The organism is Virgibacillus indicus (assembly GCF_002266285.1).
Classification (GTDB): Bacteria; Bacillota; Bacilli; order Bacillales; family Amphibacillaceae; genus Virgibacillus_K; species Virgibacillus_K indicus.
In genome coordinates, this window is record NZ_NPMS01000001.1 from 1040132 (window position 1) to 1060145 (window position 20014).

The window sequence follows — 20014 nt, forward strand, 5'->3', positions numbered from 1 at the left end:
GAAAACGAATGTTTGAAGGTATTTGGATTATTATTGCAATCGCAGTATTCTTAGTTCTTGCACTTATCGGCGTATTTGTTTCAAAATACCGTACAGCAGGGCCAGATGAAGCACTGATTGTAACAGGAAGCTATCTTGGCGGGAAAAATGTACATACGGATGAATCCGGTAACAAAGTGAAAATAATACGCGGTGGCGGTACATTTGTGCTGCCGGTCTTCCAGCAGGCAGAGCCGCTGAGTCTATTATCTAGCAAACTGGAAGTTACAACACCGGAAGTCTATACAGAGCAAGGTGTTCCTGTAATGGCCGACGGTACTGCCATTATAAAAATCGGAGGATCCATCAGTGAAATTGCTACTGCGGCCGAACAATTTTTAGGCAAATCAAAGGAAGACCGTGAGAATGAGGCAAAAGAGGTTTTAGAGGGGCACCTTCGTTCCATACTCGGTTCGATGACCGTTGAGGAAATCTATAAAAACAGGGATAAATTTTCACAGGAAGTCCAGCGGGTTGCGTCACAGGACTTAGCAAAAATGGGATTAATTATCGTATCCTTTACGATTAAAGATGTAAAAGATAAAAATGGTTACCTGGATTCATTAGGTAAACCACGAATCGCACAAGTAAAGCGCGATGCAGATATCGCTACAGCTGAAGCAGATAAGGAAACACGAATTTTCCGTGCTGAAGCTGCCAAGGATGCACAAAGGGCTGAACTCGAGCGTGCAACTGAAATTGCGGAAGCGGAAAAAGAAAATCAGATGAAAACTGCTGACTATCGCCGTGAGCAGGATGTTGCAAAAGCACGTGCGGACCAGGCATATGATTTGGAAACCGCTCGGTCTAAACAGGAAGTTACAGAGCAGGAAATGCAAATCAAAATCATCGAGCGTCAAAAGCAAATTGAATTGGAAGAAAAAGAAATTCTCCGCCGTGAAAGACAGTACGACTCTGAGGTTAAGAAGAAAGCCGATGCTGACCGTTACGCTGTTGAGCAGGCTGCTGTTGCGGACAAAGCAAAACAGATTGCTGATGCAGATGCCAACCAATACCGTATTGAGTCACAAGCAAAAGCTGATGCAGAAAGAGTACGTGTGGATGGTCTGGCCAAGGCCGATGCGGAAAGAGCTCAAGGGGAATCAGAAGCTGAGGTTATACGTTTGAAAGGTTTGGCAGAAGCAGAAGCCAAAGAAAAAATTGCCGAAGCATTCGAGCAATTCGGTCAGGCTGCCGTACTCGATATGGTTATGAAAATGCTTCCTGAATATGCGAAGGAAGTTGCAAGCCCACTAGGCAATATCGATAAAATTACTGTTGTTGATACAGGAAGCAGTAATGGTGAAGGCGGGGCGAACAAAGTATCAGGCTATGCAACGAATTTGATGTCCACCCTTCAGGAATCATTAAAAGCCTCATCAGGGATTGACGTAAAAGAATTACTGGAAAATATCACTGGTAAGAACAGTCTGCCAGATGACCTTGACCTTGATCGATTGAGATATGAAAAGAAAGAAAATGATCAGCTCGTTACAAGTGAAATGGAGAGTAATAATTAATAAGGGTTCAACGACTAACAGAGGGATATGAAATCCCTCTGTTTTTTCTGTTTTTACTCACGTTTCGAATAAATGAATTTGAATCCACCGTATATAAAAACTCTCTCTACGACTAAATGTTACTTAAATCTGCGCTAACGGGCGTATAGAACGTCTTTCTAAGCCTAAATCGAATAAAACCAAATACAGTTTTTTATATTGAAATATAAAAAAATAAGCCCTCAATCCAAACAATTTTTACACATCCTACTGATTAATAATTTAAAAAACCCTATAATTAATCAATCTGCCCATTCCATCTTACTCCCGTTATCATTTACTGTATTAACACCTAAATTTAGGAGTGAACAGAATGGAACTTAAGAAGTTTGCAGATCCCCTTCCTATTATAGATACGATAAAACCAAAGCGTAAAAATAAAGGACTCTCTTATTATGAAGTTCAGATGGAGGAATTCAAACAGAAGCTCCATCGAGACTTAAGACCAACAACGCTCTGGGGATATAATCGCCAGTTCCCAGGTCCTACGTTTGATATCAATCAAGGTGAGCCAATTCAAGTAAAATGGATAAACAATCTGCCATCCAGACATTTACTTCCTATTGACCGCTCAATACACGACGTGGGGCATCAGCCAGAAGTCCGTACAGTTACCCATCTGCATGGAAGTGAAACAAAGGCTTCAAGCGACGGTTATCCAGACGCTTGGTATACGAAAGGCTTTAAAGAAGTTGGATCATTCTTCGAGAGAAAGGTGTACGAATATCCAAATCATCAAAGGGCTGCTTTGCTCTGGTACCACGATCATGCGATGGGTATTACGAGACTAAATGTATATGCAGGGCTTGCGGGGATGTATATTATTCGGAACGAACAGGAGAAGCAGCTTAATCTTCCTTCAGGTAAGTATGAGGTGGCACTTGCAATTCAGGATAGGACATTGAACGAAGATGGGTCTCTCTTTTATCCAAGTCAGCCGGACGATGCTTCTGAAAACCTGCCAGACCCTTCCATTACCCCCTTTTTTCTCGGCGACAAAATTGTAGTTAACGGAAAAATTTGGCCCTATTTCAAAGTTGAGCCGCGGAAATATCGTCTTCGGCTATTAAATGCTTCAAATACAAGAACATATCAGTTATATTTCGATTCTGGTCAACCCATTTATCAAATTGGTTCAGATGGGGGACTGATGCAGCGGACAGTTAAACTGGATAAAATTGCCCTGGAGCCTGCCGAAAGGGTTGATGTAATCGTAGACTTTTCTCAGTATTCCAACGAAGAAATCATTTTAAAAAATGATCTTGGACCAGACGCTGACCCTGAAGATGAAACAGATGATATCATCCAATTCAGAGTAAGCCTGCCACTTTCTGGTAAGGACAAAAGCAGCCTCCCCTCATATCTTTCACGCATAACTCCATTAAAGCAGGGTAGGGTACAGACAATACGGAATTTAAAATTAGTTGGTTCTGAGGATAACTACGGGCGCCCACTGCTTTTACTCGATAATAAAAAATGGATGGACCCCATCACTGAGAAACCAAAGTTAGGGTCAACTGAAATCTGGTCTTTTATGAATATCACAGGATTCACTCATCCTATGCACATCCACCTAATACAGTTTCAGGTTCTCGACAGACAGCCATTTGATCTTGATCAATATAATAAGGATGGTAGTGTTGTATTCACTAGTCCAGCCACTGCTCCGAAACCAAATGAAAGAGGATGGAAGGATACAATTGCAGCTCCATCTGCTCAGATAACCCGTGTTATAGCAAAATTCGGGCCATATACAGGAGATTATGTATGGCACTGCCACATACTGGAGCATGAGGATTATGACATGATGAGACCATTTTCGGTGATTGATCCAAATGACCACCGGGATGATTAGCTTGCAGCTAGTGAAAAGAAAAAACCCTTTTAAAATGAATAAACCGGATGAAGTCGAATTTAAAAACCTTGACTTCTTCCGGTTTTATTTTCACTATTTGTATTGTATTAATATTAATTAGTTTTTAACTTATGTCCCGACTCCACCATTCAATTAAAACCGCTGCTACATTATCTCTACTTATCAGATAGCATTATTATTTCCATGAAATTAGTAGGAATTGAAAGATAGAAGAGGATTTTCTTGTATTTATAACAGTATACATGGCATAACCATGTTTGCTTACTCTTAATTAAATTGATAAGCTTATTGACGGACTAGATTGTGAATCTCTCACAAAAAGGCGGGGTAGATATTGTGAATCGATGAACAAATAAAAGGAGATGATAACTATGGGATCTGTTAAAACTGCAGATCACAAAGTTGAACAAACAAGTGATGATTATTCATTAGATAAGGTACCTCGTGAAGAAAGAAACATGGGATGGTTGACAATTACAAATATTACATTTGGAATAGCAACCGCTATTTTTTATTTTCAAATGGGAAGTGTCATGGCACTTCAGTTCGGAGCAATAAATGCTATCATATCAGCTGTTTACGCCATAATTGTTGCAGGCATACTTGGTACATTCATTGCCTATTTATCAGCAAAATCCGGTATGAACGTAAACCTATTATCCAGAGGGGGCGGATTTGGTTATATCGGCGCATCATTAACCTCGTTTATTTACGCAACAAACTTTATTATGTATTGTGCATTGGAAGGCTTAATATTAGTTTCTGCTGTACACACTTTTTTCCCCGTTATACCAGAGTGGGTATTAATCGTTTTCTTCGGTACGATCGTTATCCCCTTAAATTGGTTTGGTATAAAGCAATTAGATAAATTACAAAAATGGTCTTTGCCAATATTTTTTGTGTTTTTAATTGCAGCAATCGTTGTAGCCTTCTATACACCTTCCGAGTACGGCGGAAGTTTCTGGACATTTATGCCTGAAGGAGTACAGGTAGGCGGAACGGCATTACTGCTTTGTATCGGAATGCAACATGGGATTATGGGTCTTACTCCCCTTCTTGCTTCAGACTATGCACGTTTTCTTAAACCAAAGGATCTTAAAATAGGTTCATTTGCTATCGGTTTCATACCACAGATTTTCTGTTTTGGAGTTATGGGCGGTCTAGGTATTTGGTTTGGCGTACGTCTGGGTGAACCTAATCCGGGAGTTTATATTGTATTGCTCCTCGGTATTGGTGGTGCATTATTTACCATGCTTACACAGGTTAGAATTAATATTACCAATATATACAGTGGATCATTATCATTGTCTAATTTCTTTGAAAATATTTTTAAATTTAAACCAGGCAGAAGATTCTGGGTTGCTGTAACTGGAGTATCTGCAATGATTTTAATGCTTACAGGAATTGTTGATTATCTGACTGCAGTAATGACTTTCCAAGGAGTTTTCCTAATGACATGGGCATCAATTTTAGTCACTGATGCACTCATTGTGAAAAAGTTATTGAAAATTGGTCCTGCTTATTACGAAGCCAAACAGGAAAACTTATTTAAATGGAATCCCGTTGGAGTTACCGCTTTAGTTGCAGCAAGTGGTTTAGGAACAATAGCTGCACTCGGTTTTATGGGTACATTCTTACAAAGTACTGCAGCATTTTTCGCAGCAATTCTAGCGTCTATTCTTACAGTGATTTTGGCAGTGTATACAAAAGGAAATTATTATATCAAAAAAGAATCCAGCGAAGTCTGTGAGGAGGATTACATCGCATAGTATTTTGAAGGGTAACTGACAAAGCAGCTTAGAATTTTGTTCAGCTTTAATCACCTTTCCTTCTAAGCAAACCTCAATTATATCACTATAATTTAAAATTCGATTCACATTCTCACTATTCTCCCCGCCGAAGAGCCTAATCCCTAAAATAGGGATTAGGCTCTTTTATTTACATATCTGGATTGTGAGCAAAATTGCTTTCATTTTCCATTATCAACTGATTATTCACCAATAATCAGCATACCATTTTCATCAAATTTCCAATTCTCTCCATATGCAACTTCCCAGTAAAACCCATTTGGGTCCTGAAAATAACCACTATATCCTCCCCAAAATACTTTTTCGGGATTTTTCACGATTTTTCCACCGGCTTTTTTGGCTAATGCAAATACTTCATCCACTTCTTCTTTTGACTTGCCATTATATGCAAGTGTAATTCCACTAAAGCCCTGGCCAAGTGCCGGAGGATTTTCTTCGTTGATATCCTTTGCTAATTGGTCGACTTGAAATAGTGAAATTTTTGTCCCGGCATTGTTGAAGAAAATCACGTCAGGATCTGTCTCACTGCCATACACATACACTTCAAACCCGAGTCCATCACGATAAAATTTTAATGATTCTGCCATATTCTTTACACCTAATGTGATTAAATTTAACCGGTTCATTCTCCATCTCCTTAAGATATATGTATTATTTATGTTCGATCGATAAAACAGGTCAGAACTTGCGCTTCCTCATTGCTTACCGGCATGAACAGATGTGGTTTTGACCCTTGAAAATATGCACTGTCCCCTGTTTCCATATAATGTTTATTTCCATCATAATACAGGTAGATCGAGCCTTTGATAATATAAATAAATTCATCCTGCGAATGGGTAAAGGGTTCCGTTCGCTGATTAACATCTTTAGGATTTACATGAACAATGGTAGGTTCGATGCCACTATATTGAGATCTATTTGCGAGCAATTCATAAGAATAACCCATACTCGCATCTCCAACCTGGGATTGTCTGTTTTCCTTCTTTAGCAGCACAAGTTCCTGTTCCATCTTATCATCAAGCACCCAGGCTAATGGGACATCCAGTGCTTCGCTGATTTTTGACAACGTCGCAACAGCTGAAGCGGTTTGTCCATTTTCTATTTTTGATAATAGACTTTTGGAAATCCCGCATTGATCAGCAATTTGCTGCTGTGTTTTTTTTCTTCTTAAACGCATTTCTTTAACTTTTTTCCCGATACTTCCAAGCTCTATGGAAACTCATCCCTTTCCAAAAATTCCAATCTAGTATTTTCATCATAGATTAGAGTATGATGATAGTCAAGAAGAGCAAAAAGCCGGTTCTAATGTGTCATCAACACGTTAGAACCGGTATAATAAAAGATTATTGTGCATTTGCAAAATAAGCCAGAGATCTACTCGGCAGCAGCTTTCCCAATTTTTTCTGGATAAATAAAGATGCTTCCTGAATTCGCTTCTCATTAATTCCTGTCTCAATTCCTAATCCATTCAATAAATACAGAACATCATTTGTAGCAACATTTCCAGCCGCTCCTGGGGCATACGGACATCCACCAAGCCCGCCGACAGAGCTGTCAAATCGATTGATTCCATAGTGCATCGCAGTCATAATGTTAGCAATAGCCATTCCTCTTGTATCATGGAAATGCAGGATGAGTTTTTCACTCGGGTAGCGGGTTAATAATGGAGTCAATAGCTGTTCCACTTGTGTTGGAACTGCTGAACCAATCGTGTCCCCAAGTGAAATGTCATCAACACCGGATTTAAATAACCTTTCACAGACACGGATGACATCTTCGGGTTCTATTTTTCCTTCATATGGGCAGTCAAATACAGTTGATACATAGCCGGTTACACGTTTCCCTGCTTGCTTTGCTTCCTGAATGACTTCATCCAGCACTGGGTACGTATCATCTATCGATTTATTGATATTCTTTTTGTTGTGAGACTCACTTGCCGACATAAATACATTGGCACTATCTATCCCTGCCTCCAATGCAAATTCCAGTCCTTTCATATTCGGAACGAGTGCAGAATACAACACATTTGGATTTCGCTTAATTTGTTTACCTACATCCCGGGCATCCTTAAGTGCAGGTATCCATTTCGGGTTTACAAAAGAAGAATATTCAATCTCACTGACTCCTGTCTCTGAAAGCATATTGATCCATGCTACTTTATCAGCGGTTGAAATAAACTTTTTTTCATTTTGTAATCCGTCACGAGGGGCAACTTCCTTTATTTGAACATAGTTAGGCAATCGTGCCATGTGTACACCCTTCCTTTCAATGTTAAATAACTAATGATTTTCCAGTATATGCAACAGAATTCATGAATGCGTTTTCAAATCAGTTTTAAAATTTAGAGCTATTCTGCTTATTCCCAATTTTGCTGTTTATCTGCCATATAATATAATGTATTCACCTGAGTTTATTATAATTCAACTTTGTTGAATCAAGTATATAATAAATATTCAAACAATGTCAATGCAGGATTTGTTATACTGTACAGAGAATGAAATGCATACTGATTTAGAAAGAAGGTTCATAATTGGAGTTACTATTACTTTTATTAATTTTTTTGGGGATATTTGCGGTCTTTGATGCACTTAGAAAAATAAATAATAATATCCTGAACCAAACGAAGGAATTAAAAAAACTGCGTGAAGACCTGACAAAAGGACCTAAAAAAGATGATTTAAATAGCCATAATGAATAGAATTCTATTCATTATGGCTCATTTTAAACCCGACATATCAGGGCCGGTTTATTCAGTTATTCCCGCTGTCTATTTCTTATCCTTTTCTTAAATAGCCAAAGCAAAAACAACCCAATCCCAGCTAAAATAGCAAGTAACGGCAAATTCCCGATAAAAAATACAACGATTCCGGAAAATGCAGAAAGCAGGAAATTAATGCTTTTCAAAAATTGCTGTTTTGTTTTTTCCCATGTATTTAAATCATCTTCATTTATGCCAGAAAGTTTAACATTGTTTTCCTGAATATAGATGGTAACCGTAGCCAAATCCGCTTTGTTCTCAAGATAATTCATCCGGCCGGTTATTTGTTCGATTTCTTCCTGGACTGCAGCCAGGTCATTGGAGATAGCCAACAAATCTTCTGTTTTTCCGGCCTGCTCCATAAAGGAAAGCAACCTGTCTTCCACTACCCTTTTAGATTTCAACCGGGATTCCAAGTCCACATATTCTTCTGTAACGTCTTCCCCAGAAATTGAACTTTCTACGACCTTACTGCTTCCGTCCTCCACCAGCCGAACGAAGTCTTTGAATTGTTCCTGTGGAATTCTTACAGTTATCTCACCATTGGAAGAGCCACTTTCAGAATCGACATGCATCGTTGAATCTACAATATAACCACCAAAATCTGTTGTTTGAGCCTGGATGTCATTTTCTGCCTGCTGATAATCTTTTACTTCAACATGAAGAAATGCAGTATAAATAATTTTTCGGTTTGTCTCGATGACTTCACCTTCTTGTGATGAAGCACTCCCATCCTCTGAGTTCTGCTGATCACTTGAGGATTCATCCGTTCCAACTGCAGACCTTTCCGCTTCCATGCCTGCACTATCTTCCATTGCAGCCTCATTGCTGGAATCACTGCTCTCTGAATCATTGCTGCAAGCCGTTATCATTACTACTAAAGCAATAAATATCATTAGCAATATAACTTTTTTCATCTTGACCCCATCCTTTATTTGTCTTTTAGATACAGACGGAATTTAATGGAAAAAGTTACAGATAGAATTATTTTTATTTTCACCCAATTTTAACTTCCAAGAAAACTTATCTTTTATTCGTCACTCCTTTAAACAAATAACGGATTTTTAAAATACGGTAAGGACTGTCCTCCTTATTTATTTCACTGCCAACTCTTTTGTATTTTTACCTGGATGATGGTCCGGCAGTTGATCCCCATTTCCAAATAGATTATCTCTCAGTGAAGTTCCTTCATACTCTTTTTGAACCAAGCCTCTTTCTTGTAAAATAGGGACAACATATTCGATGAAATCCTTAAATGTTCCTGGAGTGATCGTGTAGGCAATATTAAAGCCATCAACTCCTGCTTCATTCACCCATTCTACCAATGTATCGGCAATTTGTTCGGGAGATCCAACAGCATATGCACTCATGCCGCCAATCCCTACAAAATTTTTAATTTCTTCTACGGTCCATTGCTTATCAGGATCAATTTTAGTAAACCCTTCAAGCGCAGATTGAATCGAATCATTTTCTATATAACTGATAACCTGGTCTGAATCATACTCAGATAGATCAATTCCTGTCCAGCCGCCAAATAAAGCAAGGGCTCCTTCATGGCTGATATGTTTTTTATAATCATTGAATTTCGCTATAGCTTCCTTCTCGGTTTTTCCAACGATTGGTGTCAACATCGTGAGAATTTTCAATTCATCCTGTGATCTTCCTGTCTTCGCAACATCCGCCCGCAATCTTTTTACAGTTTCTTTAGCAACATTAATTGTTGGGGCTCCAATAAACGCAAGCTCAGCATTATTTGCAGCAAATGCGCGTCCTTTTGGTGATGCCCCCGCCTGGAATAAAACTGGGGTCCGTTGCGATGATGGCTCTGTCAGATGTGCACCGGGAACTTTAAAATATTTACCTTCATGATGAATATCATGCACTTTATCAGGATTTGTATAGATACCGTTTTCTTTATCCAGCTTAACTGCATCCTCTTCCCAGCTTTCTTCCCAAAGCTTGTAGCAAACATCCAGATATTCTGCAGCTAGATCATACCGTTCATCATGTTTCAATTGATCTTCCAATCCCATATTGACTGCAGCACTTTTCAGATAGGATGTAACAATATTCCAGCCCACACGTCCTTTTGTTAAATGGTCCAATGTTGACATCCTGCGGGCAAATGGATAGGGGTGTTCATGTGTCACTGAGGCTGTCACGCCAAAGCCCAGGTGCTTCGTTACAGCAGACATTAACGGAACGACCAGCATTGGATCATTAACCGGATACTGCGCCCCCTGGCGAACGGCGGCATCTCTTGAGCCTTTATATACATCATAGGTGCCCAGAACATCGGCAATAAACACCGAATCAAACCGTCCTTTTTCCAATAACTGAGCCAGTTCAATCCAATACTCGCTATCTTTATACCTATGGGATTCATCATCGGGATGTGTCCATAGGCCAGGGGATTGATGTCCCGCACAATTCATATCAAATGCATTTAAGTAAATTCTCTTTTTCGTCAAAATTTATTCCTCCTTCTTAAATTTCACTAGTTTTATCAGTGAATCTATAACCTGCGTGGTTATTCTTGCCAGTCGCATGTGGGATAAATGGATTGACTAACCATCTCCTTAAACTAATAATTTTTGGGTGTTTACAATTTCTATAAAATAATATAGCTGTTTTTTAGTACGTTCTAAGATGGCATCATCAATAATCGGGTTCACTTTATATTTATCAATCTGCCTATCTAGAAAATATAATCCTTTTAAATTATGTCCTTTCAATGTTGCCAATACCGGCTTTAAGGAATATTCCAATGCCAGTAAATGGGACATACTTCCACCTGTCATTAAAGGAAGAACCGGAGTGTGTCTCAATACATCCTGTGGCAATACATCAAGTAATGCTTTAAGAACTCCAGAATAAGCGCCTTTATATACAGGTGAACCGACAATCACACCTTTCGCATTTTGGAGTAAATTTGCTATGTCCGTAAATGCTGGACTGTCAAACCTCCCCTGGAACAAATCCCTATGCGGAACATCCTTAATAGAAATATGAACAACTGAAAAATTTTCCTGATTCAGTAATTTCCCCAAATACTTCAATACCTGTTCAGAACGGGAATGCTCTGAGGGACTACCTGATAAAACTACAATTTCGCTCATGCAATCTTCCTTTCTTTTTCAATTATGCTAGTCTGGCATCTTGCAGCGGCCCAATCAGTAAACTAATTCAACCAGATATATTTCCTCACCAACATGAAAAACCCCCTTTTCAATTGGTTGAGAAAAGAGGGTGATGGCATTTATATTTCCGCTCTTATCTCCCAAGAATAATTCTTGGCTGGAATTAGCACCTTTCTGACATTGTCAGAGGTTGCTGAAGCTTCAAAGGGCCAGAACCCTCTGCTTCTCTTGATAAGAATATTTAATTATTAATGTATAGTGTATTCGAATTAATCCGATAAATCAAGTAAGAATTTAAAAATATATTTATATTAACTGTTTTCTAAAGATTGATGCTGCATTATAAGCTTGTTTCGTTTCCAAAAAGATTAGGGACTTATTTCAGAAGAAGCTGAATCATTGTCCGGAAACGACTGCCCAGAGCAGAAAGCAATATAGTAGTCTTCATTTTATCCTTTTGAAAGCTTCTATAAGCCCTTTCTAATAATATTGCTCCAAGCTTTGGCACGCAGACCATTTTTGATCCCTTTCCTTACCACTTAATAGAAATGTTTCACCATGTTTAGAAGTACAAAAAAAGCCAGCCCATATCGGACTGACCTTTCTTGTTAAGGAAGTATACTAACTTATTTACTTTCATTTTCGATGATTTTAAGTGTTTCATCAAATTCACGATCTACTTCAGCATTTGGTTTATAAGTCATCAGACTGACAACCACCGTGATAATCAGGTTTAATACAAAACCAGGAACAATCTCATACAATACACCTGAGAGTTCGGTGTTTCCCCAGACAAATACAGTTATTGCCCCTACAACCATACCAGATAATGCACCGATACCGGTAATTTTCCTCCAATAAATGGATAGTAAAATAATTGGTCCAAATGATGCCCCGAATCCAGCCCAGGCAAATGCTACCAGTCCCAGGATCGTATCATTTTGCTGCCAGGCGAAGATCATTGCTACAATCGCTACAACCAGCACTGAAAGTCGACCTAGTGAAACATACCTTTGTTCTGTTGCTTTTGAATTAAAAACATCCTTATAAATATCCTCAACCAATGCGGATGATGTAACAAGCAATTGAGAAGAAATCGTACTCATAATTGCTGCCAATACCGCAGCCAGCATAATACCGGCAATAAACGGATGGAAAATAATCTGGCCTAAATCAATAAAGATTGCTTCTGGATCAGTAAGAGAAGCACCTGGATTTTGCTGGAAATATGCAATCCCGATTAACGCAGTGAATGTCGCTCCGATAAGACTTAGGGCCATCCAGCCAATACCAATCCGTCTTGCCGATTTTGTTTCTTTAACCGACTTAATCGCCATAAAACGTACGATGATATGGGGCTGACCAAAATAACCAAGGCCCCATGCAAGGCTGGAAATAACACCCGCAGCTGTCGCAGTTGCAAAAAAGCTGAGTAAATTTGGATCAACCTGACGGATAGACTCAAACGTTTCAGCAGGCCCCCCCGTGATGAATATACCGAAAACTGGCACTAGAATTAGTGCTAAGAACATAATCAGACCTTGAACAAAGTCTGTATAACTAACTGCAAGAAATCCTCCGAAAAGCGTATATGCGATAACAACCGCAGAACAGAGTATCAGACCTGTATGGTAATCAAGTCCAAATGAGCTTTGGAAGAATACACCACCTGCAACCATTCCGGAAGAAACATAGAATGTAAAATATACTAAAATGATGATACCAGAAACAATACGAAGAATTCTGGAATTTTCTTTTAGTCTGTTATCCAAAAAGCTCGGTATTGTAATCGAGTCATTGGACACTTGGGTATATGCACGCAGACGTGGTGCAACAAATACCCAGTTTAAGTAAGCACCGACAGTTAATCCGATTGCAATCCATACCTCTACTAACCCTGACACATAGACTGCACCTGGAAGTCCCATTAAGAGCCATCCTGACATATCTGATGCCCCGGCACTAAGCGCTGTAACTGCTGGACCAAGTGAACGGCCACCAAGCATATAGTCCGACAAATTACTTGTACGCTTATACGCGTACCACCCAATTAATAACATTCCAATCATGTAAATAATAATGGCTATAAGCTGATAAATATCTCCCGACATACTAACTCCCCTTTTTTAAGTAATTTTTTACCCATTGTCATAAAAATGCCAATCTTCAGATATCGGAGGTTGTAATATCCCAATATCTTTTATATTTATAGGGATAGCAAAGAAATATTTTTTTGTTTTTCATTTCTATCCCTTTTAAATAAACCTATTAATCTTTTTTCTTTTTATTACATTTACTCAAAAGTATAACAGTTGAAATAGCTAACATTCCTGCTATAATAGGTTCTTTTTTGAGTTTATTATCTTTTGTGTAGAACGTATCTTTTAATACAAGATTCATATTTTGCGGACGCTCAGCGAGTCTGCGCATAAAATAGCCAAACCAGTCATTGCCGAATGGAATATACGTACAAAAATTGTAGCCTTCCTCTGCCAGGCCATCATGCATCTCTGTTCGAAAACCATATAGCATTTGAAATTCAAACTTATCTTTGCTTATCTGGTTTTCCTCAATAAACTGCTTCAGTTCATTGATAATATTATGATCATGGGTAGCAATTGAAGTAAATGTATCCCCAAGCAGCCGGTCTTTCGCCATAACAATGAAATTGCGGTCAATTTCTTCTTTGGACTGATAAGCTACATCTTCACTTTCTTTATAAGCGCCTTTAACCAAACGGATTCTGACATCCTTTAGCTTTTCAAGATCTTCCTCAGCACGATAAAGGTAGGACTGAATAACTGTACCGACATTGGTGTATTGTTTTCGTAGAATATGTAATACATCCAATGTTTTTTCATAGTGAAGATATTTTTCCATATCTATATTAATGAAAATATCATACTCATATGCTCTATCCAGAATCTCTTTCATGTTTTCTATACAGAAATCTCTCTCGATATCGAGGCCAAGCTGCGTTAATTTCACTGAAACATGACAATCCAGATTTTCGTTATGAATTGTTTCCAGAAGCTGAATGATTTCATCCTTTGCCATCCCAGCCTCAGATTTATCCGCTACAAACTCACCCAGATTATCAAGTGTCGCACTGATTCCTTTACTATTTAGCTCTTTCACCACTTCTATAACGCTTTCAATATTTGTTCCGGCAACAAACTTTTCGGCACCCAATCGAAAGCCCCACTTTTTTGCATTTGTATTTAATAATTTATTATTTGATAAACCGATGAATAAATCTCTTGTTAGATTAGCCATAGTACAAGCTCCTTTATATATGTGTTCCATACAGTTTATCTGCTGCCATGAAAAACACATTTACGGTATAATAAATTGGGAATTTAGAAAACACAAAATATTTTATAGCTGAGGCAGGTATAAAAACCGCCTCAGCCAAAATTTCATTTAGAACATTTCAGAAACCATTTTAGCTTCAACAAAATGCTGGAGATAATCCGGTCCACCGGCTTTTGAATCTGTACCGGACATTTTGAACCCGCCAAATGGATGGTAGCCAACAATTGCAGCAGTACATCCACGGTTAAAGTACAGGTTACCTACATGGAAATCATATCTTGCTCTATTCAGATGATCACGATTGTTGGAAATTACTGCACCAGTCAGACCATATTCGGTATTATTGGCAATTTCCAGTAATTCGTCAAAATTCGCTGCTTTTGCAAATCCAACAACCGGACCAAAGATTTCCTCCTGCATGATTTTTGCTTTTGGATCCAAATCTTTAAAGATAGTAGGATGTACGAAATAGCCTTTAGAATCATCTGTTTCCCCGCCATAGGCAAGTTCGCCTTCATTTTTTCCAATTTCGATATATTCTTTAATTTTATCGAATTGCTTCTGATTAACAACAGCTCCCATGTAGACATTTTCATCTGCAGGGTTACCAACTGTAATCAGTTCTTTTGTCAATGCGATTGATTTATCAAGCACTTCATCATAAACGTCCTCATGAATGATTGCTCTTGAACATGCAGAACATTTTTGACCTGAGAAGCCAAACGCAGAATTCACGATTGAATCTGCAGCTAAGTCAAGATCTGCATCTTTATCGACGATGATTGTATCCTTACCGCCCATTTCTGCAACAACACGCTTAAGAAAGTTTTGACCTTCCTGAATTTTTGCTGCACGTTCCATAATACGTGTTCCGGTTGCACGGGAACCTGTGAAGTTAACAAAGTGAGTATCTTTATGATCGACAAGATAGTCACCGATTTCAGCGGGATCTCCAGGTACAAAGTTGAGTACCCCTTTTGGCAGTCCAGCTTCTTCCAGAACTTCCACCAGTTTATAAGCGATAACCGGTGTGTTTTCAGATGGTTTTAACAATACAGGATTACCCGCAACAATTGGTGCAACAGCTGTACCAGCAACTATCGCAAATGCAAAGTTCCATGGTGGAATCGTTACACCAGGTCCCATTGGCTGATAGAAATACGTATTTTGCTCATTCGGGCGATCGTTTATTTCTTTTCCCTTTTCAAGTTCAACCATCTCGCGTGCGTAATATTCCAGGAAGTCAATTCCTTCTGCAATATCTGCATCCGCCTGGTTCCAGGGTTTTCCAGCATCATATACCAGCCATGCAGAGAATTCATGCTTGCGGCGGCGTACAATCGCTGCAGCTTTATGAAGGATATCTGCTCGTTCTGATGCTTTCCATGTGCGCCATGTTTTAAAAGCTTCCAGCGCTGAATCCATTGCCTGGTCCACATGCGCTTTTGTAGCTTTGGATACTTTTCCTACCAGCTGCTCTTTATCGGAAGGATTGAAAGACTCAAGCTTATCATCGGTGTAAATTTTCTCTCCATTGATAACCAATGGATACTCCTTGCCTAATTCACCATGAACTTGATCAAGAGCTGCTTTGAAGTCACTGATGACGGCTTCGTCTGTAAAATCTGTAAATGGTTCATGTTTGAAAGGTAGTACCAAATATAAAACCTCCTAAAAAAGTAATTTGCTGTAAGAGAAGCTAAAGATATATTGTAATTCTTTTCTCTCTTACCATTATTATAGCAAAAAACGTGCCAACACTTCTAAATAAAAGTCTATTTATGTTGAAATCGCTTACAGTAAACGTGATAAATTTTATTTTTTTGTGATAACTGTCAATTTATTTTTGTATAATTGTTAAACATATTTACATTTATGTAAAGCAGTTGTACAATTTACGTACAATTACTTTACATTACTAGGAGGCTAAATTCGTGTCTGATGATTTATTTTATCACTTGAAAGCTGTTTTGAAAGCAGAGGATGATGCGATAACCATCATTAATAATCAGCGTATGGTACTTTTTTGGAATGACGCTGCTGTTCAGACATACAATATCAGTCAATCCGAGATTACTAATAATAGAATAACCGACTTCTTTCATTCAGATGACCTTATGGTGCTGGAGGTTCTGAAAACAAAGGAAGCAGTAAATAATGTCTATCATCGGCCGCGGGAGGACAAGCATGTAGTCGTCAATGCTTCTCCGATTTATGATGATGAAGATAACATCATTGGAGCCGTATCTGTCGAAAGGGACATTACTCAAATTGTAAAGCTCAATGACAATCTGGAAACAACATCTGCTGAGCTGAATGAATTAAAACAAAAAATTTATGCGACTGAATCCAGTTCTCCATTTTCTAAACTGGCTGGAAGAAGTATATCTCTTAAGCAAACTGTACAAATTGCACAAAAAGCAGCAAATACCGAAGCAACTACATTGATTCTTGGCGAAAGCGGGACCGGAAAAGAAGTATGTGCAAGGGCTATTCATGAAGCAAGTCCACGTAAGGATGCTCCCTTCATTCCTGTTAATTGTGGCGCCATTCCGGAAGCATTATTTGAAAGTGAATTATTTGGCTATGAAGGTGGATCATTTACGGGAGCAGAGAAAAAAGGAAAAGCGGGTAAAATTGAAATGGCTGATGGCGGTACATTATTTTTGGATGAAGTAGGAGAACTTCCACTGGAAATGCAGGTGAAACTGCTGCGTGTGCTGCAGGAGAATAATATTTATCGGATTGGTGACTCCACAGGAAGAAAAGTGAATGTCCGTTTTATCGCTGCAACTAATCAGAACCTTGTCCAGCTGATGGAAGACAAACAATTCCGTACAGATTTATTTTACCGTCTGAACGTGATCCAGCTGACAATGCCCCCACTTCGAGAAAGAATAGATGATATTCCTAAGCTTACCAGTCTTTTTCTGAAACAATTTGCAGAAAAATACCAGGTTCCCGAGCCAAAACTGGACGACGAAGCATTTCAGATTCTCTTGCAGTATGACTGGCCTGGAAATGTCAGAGAGCTGCGCAATATGATGGAAAGACTCATCATTCTTTCTGAAAAAACAATCATTGAAAAGCACGATTTGCACAATCTCTTTCCAAATATGAAGGTAACGGAGAAAAGTTCGAGGGCCGAGGTGAGTTCCACCCTCCCTGCGGAAAAGGAAAGTATTGAAAAGCAGCTGATTAAGGAAACACTGGTTCAAACCAATGGGAATAAATCCGATGCTGCTAGAAGACTGGGAATATCACGTGTGACCCTTTATAGTAAACTAAAACGATATAAAATAGAAGTATAAGAGGCAAATTTCTGATTCCCCCTGGAACTTGGGTTCGATGTTCATAGGGGCTCTTGTGGTCTTTTCGTGACTGCTTCCCAGTCATGGACGAATATTCTTGTTTCAAGATGGCTATCTGCCCGGTTGAACGGATATTCCTGTTCTCGGGACGGATACCTCTGGCTAGAAATCTACCCCCTAATTACTTTCCATCCCTGCTTCTCCCTCTCAATTCCTTCAGTCGAACAAATCTCTCAAGCTTATCCAATTCATAAAACAGTTCGATGATACTGCTGGCGATAGGAAAAAGGTAAGTCCACTTTTCGAATCCCGACCCTTGCAGTTCCTCTATCAGATTATTAATTGTCACACGCATAGCTGATTTCGCTACCTTTTGCAGATCCTTATCCAGAATAACCTTGTCCTCATACATCAGCAGAATATTTTCACTGTACATGTTTATTTCACTTACCAGTTTCTTAATAAGATGCGATTTTCCACTTGAAATTGTTTCAATATGATCGAGGTTTTTCTCCAGACTTTGAATTAACGTATATTTTTTCTCCAATACTCTGATCATATGCTTGTAAATAACAATGTTCCTCAGAAAATCTATCTTTTTTCTTATAAACAGACTGGTTTTTTCATCGGAAATAATTTCATAGTAGCTCTTTGTTTTATTAATCAATTTTTCTGTTTCCCTGTCCTCCCCTTTCATTTGTGGAAGACTCATTGTTTGATTTGGAATTACCCGCAGCAGAAAGTTTGTCTTTTCACTCGCTTCCTTAATCATCGCAAAAAGTATTTTTTGATGGTCAGGCGGATAAATCAAAACATTAATAATAAAAGCGGAAAGAACACCGATTGCGACTAAGGAGAGCCGCTCAATGACATAGATAAAACTGACTCCGTCACTGCTTGCCAGCATCAGTGTAACAATAGTCAATACCGTCAAACTGACTGTTTTATTCAAGCCAAGTTTGATATTGATTGCGATTGAAATAATAACAACTACCCCAACGGAAAGTGGATGACTACCAAGCAGCAAAATTCCAAGCAATGCAAATACAAGTCCTACACCGTTGGAGATCAGAACCTCTTTAATATATGCAAAAGACCGCATAATCGAAGGCTGCATTGCAAGTACAGCGGCAATTGCTGCAACAAGCTGTAATTCCAGGCCAATCATATTTGTAATCAATAATGTCAAAACTACCGCTAATCCTGTTTTTACCATACGCGGTCCAATATTAAATTCCATTTTCCGCACCTCAAATGACAACGATTTGAATTCTGTTATTCTAGTATAGAAATGATTTATATACTATCCAAGAATCGAACATTAGAACAAAGGCGCAAGCGCCCGTATAGCGACGTACGAACTGGACTGAACCGCAGGAGATAAAGGAAACACGGCGACCGTAGGGAGCCGATGTTGACTTATCGTACGGAGGTGAAGGAAGTTCGCTAGTCGCTGGGCGCTGGAGCCGGACGTGGCCGATTTTATCGTTAACTATATAGAGCCTATCATTTTATACTTTCTTTACTTATAAAAAATATGCACATATATATTTCTATTCGGGCTAATTAGAATGAATTCCACCCTCCTGACATTTGGTAAAGTTTCATCGCTTGTTTTTCTTCAGCATTTCCTGCAAATACTCCTCTGACTTCCCTTTAGGAATACTAAGGCTTTCCCACTTTCCATCTTTTCTTTGTTTTCCTATATAAACGATTTGCCCAACATGATAGGCATAGTGAGCCATTTGTCTTTCGATAGCATCCATTACGGTATGACTTTCCCCGCGAATATAAATATTTTTCAACAAGTCTCCTTGTTCCAAATCATCGATTGCTTCAAACAGAGCATTCCAGCCCTTTTCCCAGATTGAGATGATTTCTATTTTCGATGATAAATCCTCTTCAAATTCCTGATCCCGATTCCTATCAGGCTTTTCACCATCAGATCCAAGGAAATCAGTCCACCTTGAAATCATATTACCACTCAGATGCTTGACAATAATTGCAATACTGTTAGAAGTTTCATTTAATGCCCAATGCATATCATCTTCAGACAATTGCCGCAATGACTTATCCCCTAGTTCTTTCACACTTCCAAACCTTTCCTGGATTACCTTCAGATACTCATGTCCAATACTCACCAGCACTCCTCCTTTAAATTTACTTTCCTAAACAGCTTTTGTTACGTTTCTGGATAGAAGAAAAGCC

General features: G+C 38.8%; 16 protein-coding genes and 1 riboswitch. Of the genes, 5 read left to right on the forward strand and 11 right to left on the reverse strand.

Going from position 1 to position 20014, the window contains the following annotated elements; genetic code table 11:
* Positions 1 to 8: 8 nt before the first annotated feature.
* From CIL03_RS05265 to CIL03_RS05275, 3 genes are all read left to right on the forward strand, one after another.
* Entirely contained in the window at positions 9 to 1559 is a 1551-nt protein-coding gene (locus tag CIL03_RS05265; protein WP_094884262.1) for a flotillin family protein, read from the forward strand.
* A gap of 352 nt (positions 1560 to 1911) precedes the next feature.
* The gene (locus tag CIL03_RS05270; RefSeq protein WP_094884263.1) at positions 1912 to 3453 is read left to right on the forward strand and encodes a multicopper oxidase family protein; all 1542 of its coding nucleotides are present in this window, start codon (positions 1912 to 1914) and stop codon (positions 3451 to 3453) included.
* Positions 3454 to 3845: 392 nt separating this feature from the next.
* Complete coding sequence (locus tag CIL03_RS05275; RefSeq protein WP_094884264.1) at positions 3846 to 5243, forward strand: purine-cytosine permease family protein; 1398 nt, start codon at positions 3846 to 3848, stop codon at positions 5241 to 5243.
* A gap of 221 nt (positions 5244 to 5464) precedes the next feature.
* Here CIL03_RS05275 and CIL03_RS05280 read toward each other — a convergent pair whose 3' ends face one another.
* The 3 genes from CIL03_RS05280 to CIL03_RS05290 form a co-directional block, all read right to left on the reverse strand.
* On the reverse strand, positions 5465 to 5908 hold the full coding sequence (locus CIL03_RS05280; RefSeq protein WP_094884266.1) for a VOC family protein: 444 nt from the start codon (positions 5906 to 5908) through the stop codon (positions 5465 to 5467).
* Positions 5909 to 5937: 29 nt separating this feature from the next.
* A complete protein-coding gene (locus CIL03_RS05285; RefSeq protein ID WP_276282401.1) occupies positions 5938 to 6495 on the reverse strand; it encodes a helix-turn-helix domain-containing protein in 558 nt (185 codons plus the stop codon).
* A gap of 130 nt (positions 6496 to 6625) precedes the next feature.
* Positions 6626 to 7531, reverse strand: a complete 906-nt coding sequence (locus CIL03_RS05290) for a hydroxymethylglutaryl-CoA lyase (RefSeq protein ID WP_094884270.1) — start codon at positions 7529 to 7531, stop codon at positions 6626 to 6628.
* A gap of 281 nt (positions 7532 to 7812) precedes the next feature.
* Between CIL03_RS05290 and CIL03_RS19760 the strand changes: the two genes are divergently transcribed.
* Positions 7813 to 7980 carry a hypothetical protein gene (locus tag CIL03_RS19760; RefSeq protein ID WP_165767896.1) on the forward strand — a complete coding sequence of 56 codons (168 nt, stop codon included), beginning with the start codon at positions 7813 to 7815 and terminating at the stop codon, positions 7978 to 7980.
* Positions 7981 to 8036: 56 nt separating this feature from the next.
* Here the strand turns inward: CIL03_RS19760 and CIL03_RS05295 are convergent, their stop codons facing one another.
* From CIL03_RS05295 to pruA, 6 genes are all read right to left on the reverse strand, one after another.
* The gene (locus CIL03_RS05295; protein WP_094884271.1) at positions 8037 to 8957 is read right to left on the reverse strand and encodes a DUF4349 domain-containing protein; all 921 of its coding nucleotides are present in this window, start codon (positions 8955 to 8957) and stop codon (positions 8037 to 8039) included.
* A gap of 177 nt (positions 8958 to 9134) precedes the next feature.
* The gene (locus CIL03_RS05300; protein WP_094884272.1) at positions 9135 to 10511 is read right to left on the reverse strand and encodes an LLM class flavin-dependent oxidoreductase; all 1377 of its coding nucleotides are present in this window, start codon (positions 10509 to 10511) and stop codon (positions 9135 to 9137) included.
* A gap of 108 nt (positions 10512 to 10619) precedes the next feature.
* The gene (gene ssuE / locus CIL03_RS05305; RefSeq protein ID WP_094884273.1) at positions 10620 to 11159 is read right to left on the reverse strand and encodes an NADPH-dependent FMN reductase; all 540 of its coding nucleotides are present in this window, start codon (positions 11157 to 11159) and stop codon (positions 10620 to 10622) included.
* A 151-nt stretch (positions 11160 to 11310) separates the two neighbouring features.
* Positions 11311 to 11418, reverse strand: a riboswitch (SAM riboswitch).
* A gap of 388 nt (positions 11419 to 11806) precedes the next feature.
* Positions 11807 to 13291, reverse strand: a complete 1485-nt coding sequence (putP, locus tag CIL03_RS05310) for a sodium/proline symporter PutP (RefSeq protein ID WP_094884274.1) — start codon at positions 13289 to 13291, stop codon at positions 11807 to 11809.
* A 157-nt stretch (positions 13292 to 13448) separates the two neighbouring features.
* Positions 13449 to 14456, reverse strand: coding sequence for a proline dehydrogenase family protein (locus CIL03_RS05315; RefSeq protein WP_094884275.1), 1008 nt, complete (start codon positions 14454 to 14456; stop codon positions 13449 to 13451).
* 147 nt (positions 14457 to 14603) lie between these two features.
* Positions 14604 to 16154, reverse strand: coding sequence for an L-glutamate gamma-semialdehyde dehydrogenase (gene pruA / locus CIL03_RS05320; RefSeq protein ID WP_094884276.1), 1551 nt, complete (start codon positions 16152 to 16154; stop codon positions 14604 to 14606).
* A 275-nt stretch (positions 16155 to 16429) separates the two neighbouring features.
* On the opposite strand from pruA, the gene CIL03_RS05325 reads away from it, so the two are divergent.
* Positions 16430 to 17806, forward strand: coding sequence for a sigma-54 interaction domain-containing protein (locus CIL03_RS05325; RefSeq protein ID WP_094884277.1), 1377 nt, complete (start codon positions 16430 to 16432; stop codon positions 17804 to 17806).
* Between the two features lie 181 nt (positions 17807 to 17987).
* Here CIL03_RS05325 and CIL03_RS05330 read toward each other — a convergent pair whose 3' ends face one another.
* Both CIL03_RS05330 and CIL03_RS05335 read right to left on the reverse strand, forming a co-directional pair.
* Complete coding sequence (locus CIL03_RS05330) at positions 17988 to 19046, reverse strand: FUSC family protein (protein ID WP_094884278.1); 1059 nt, start codon at positions 19044 to 19046, stop codon at positions 17988 to 17990.
* A gap of 364 nt (positions 19047 to 19410) precedes the next feature.
* Positions 19411 to 19947: a DUF1572 domain-containing protein gene (locus CIL03_RS05335; protein ID WP_094884279.1), complete on the reverse strand. Its 537-nt coding sequence runs from the start codon at positions 19945 to 19947 to the stop codon at positions 19411 to 19413.
* Positions 19948 to 20014: the final 67 nt, after the last annotated feature.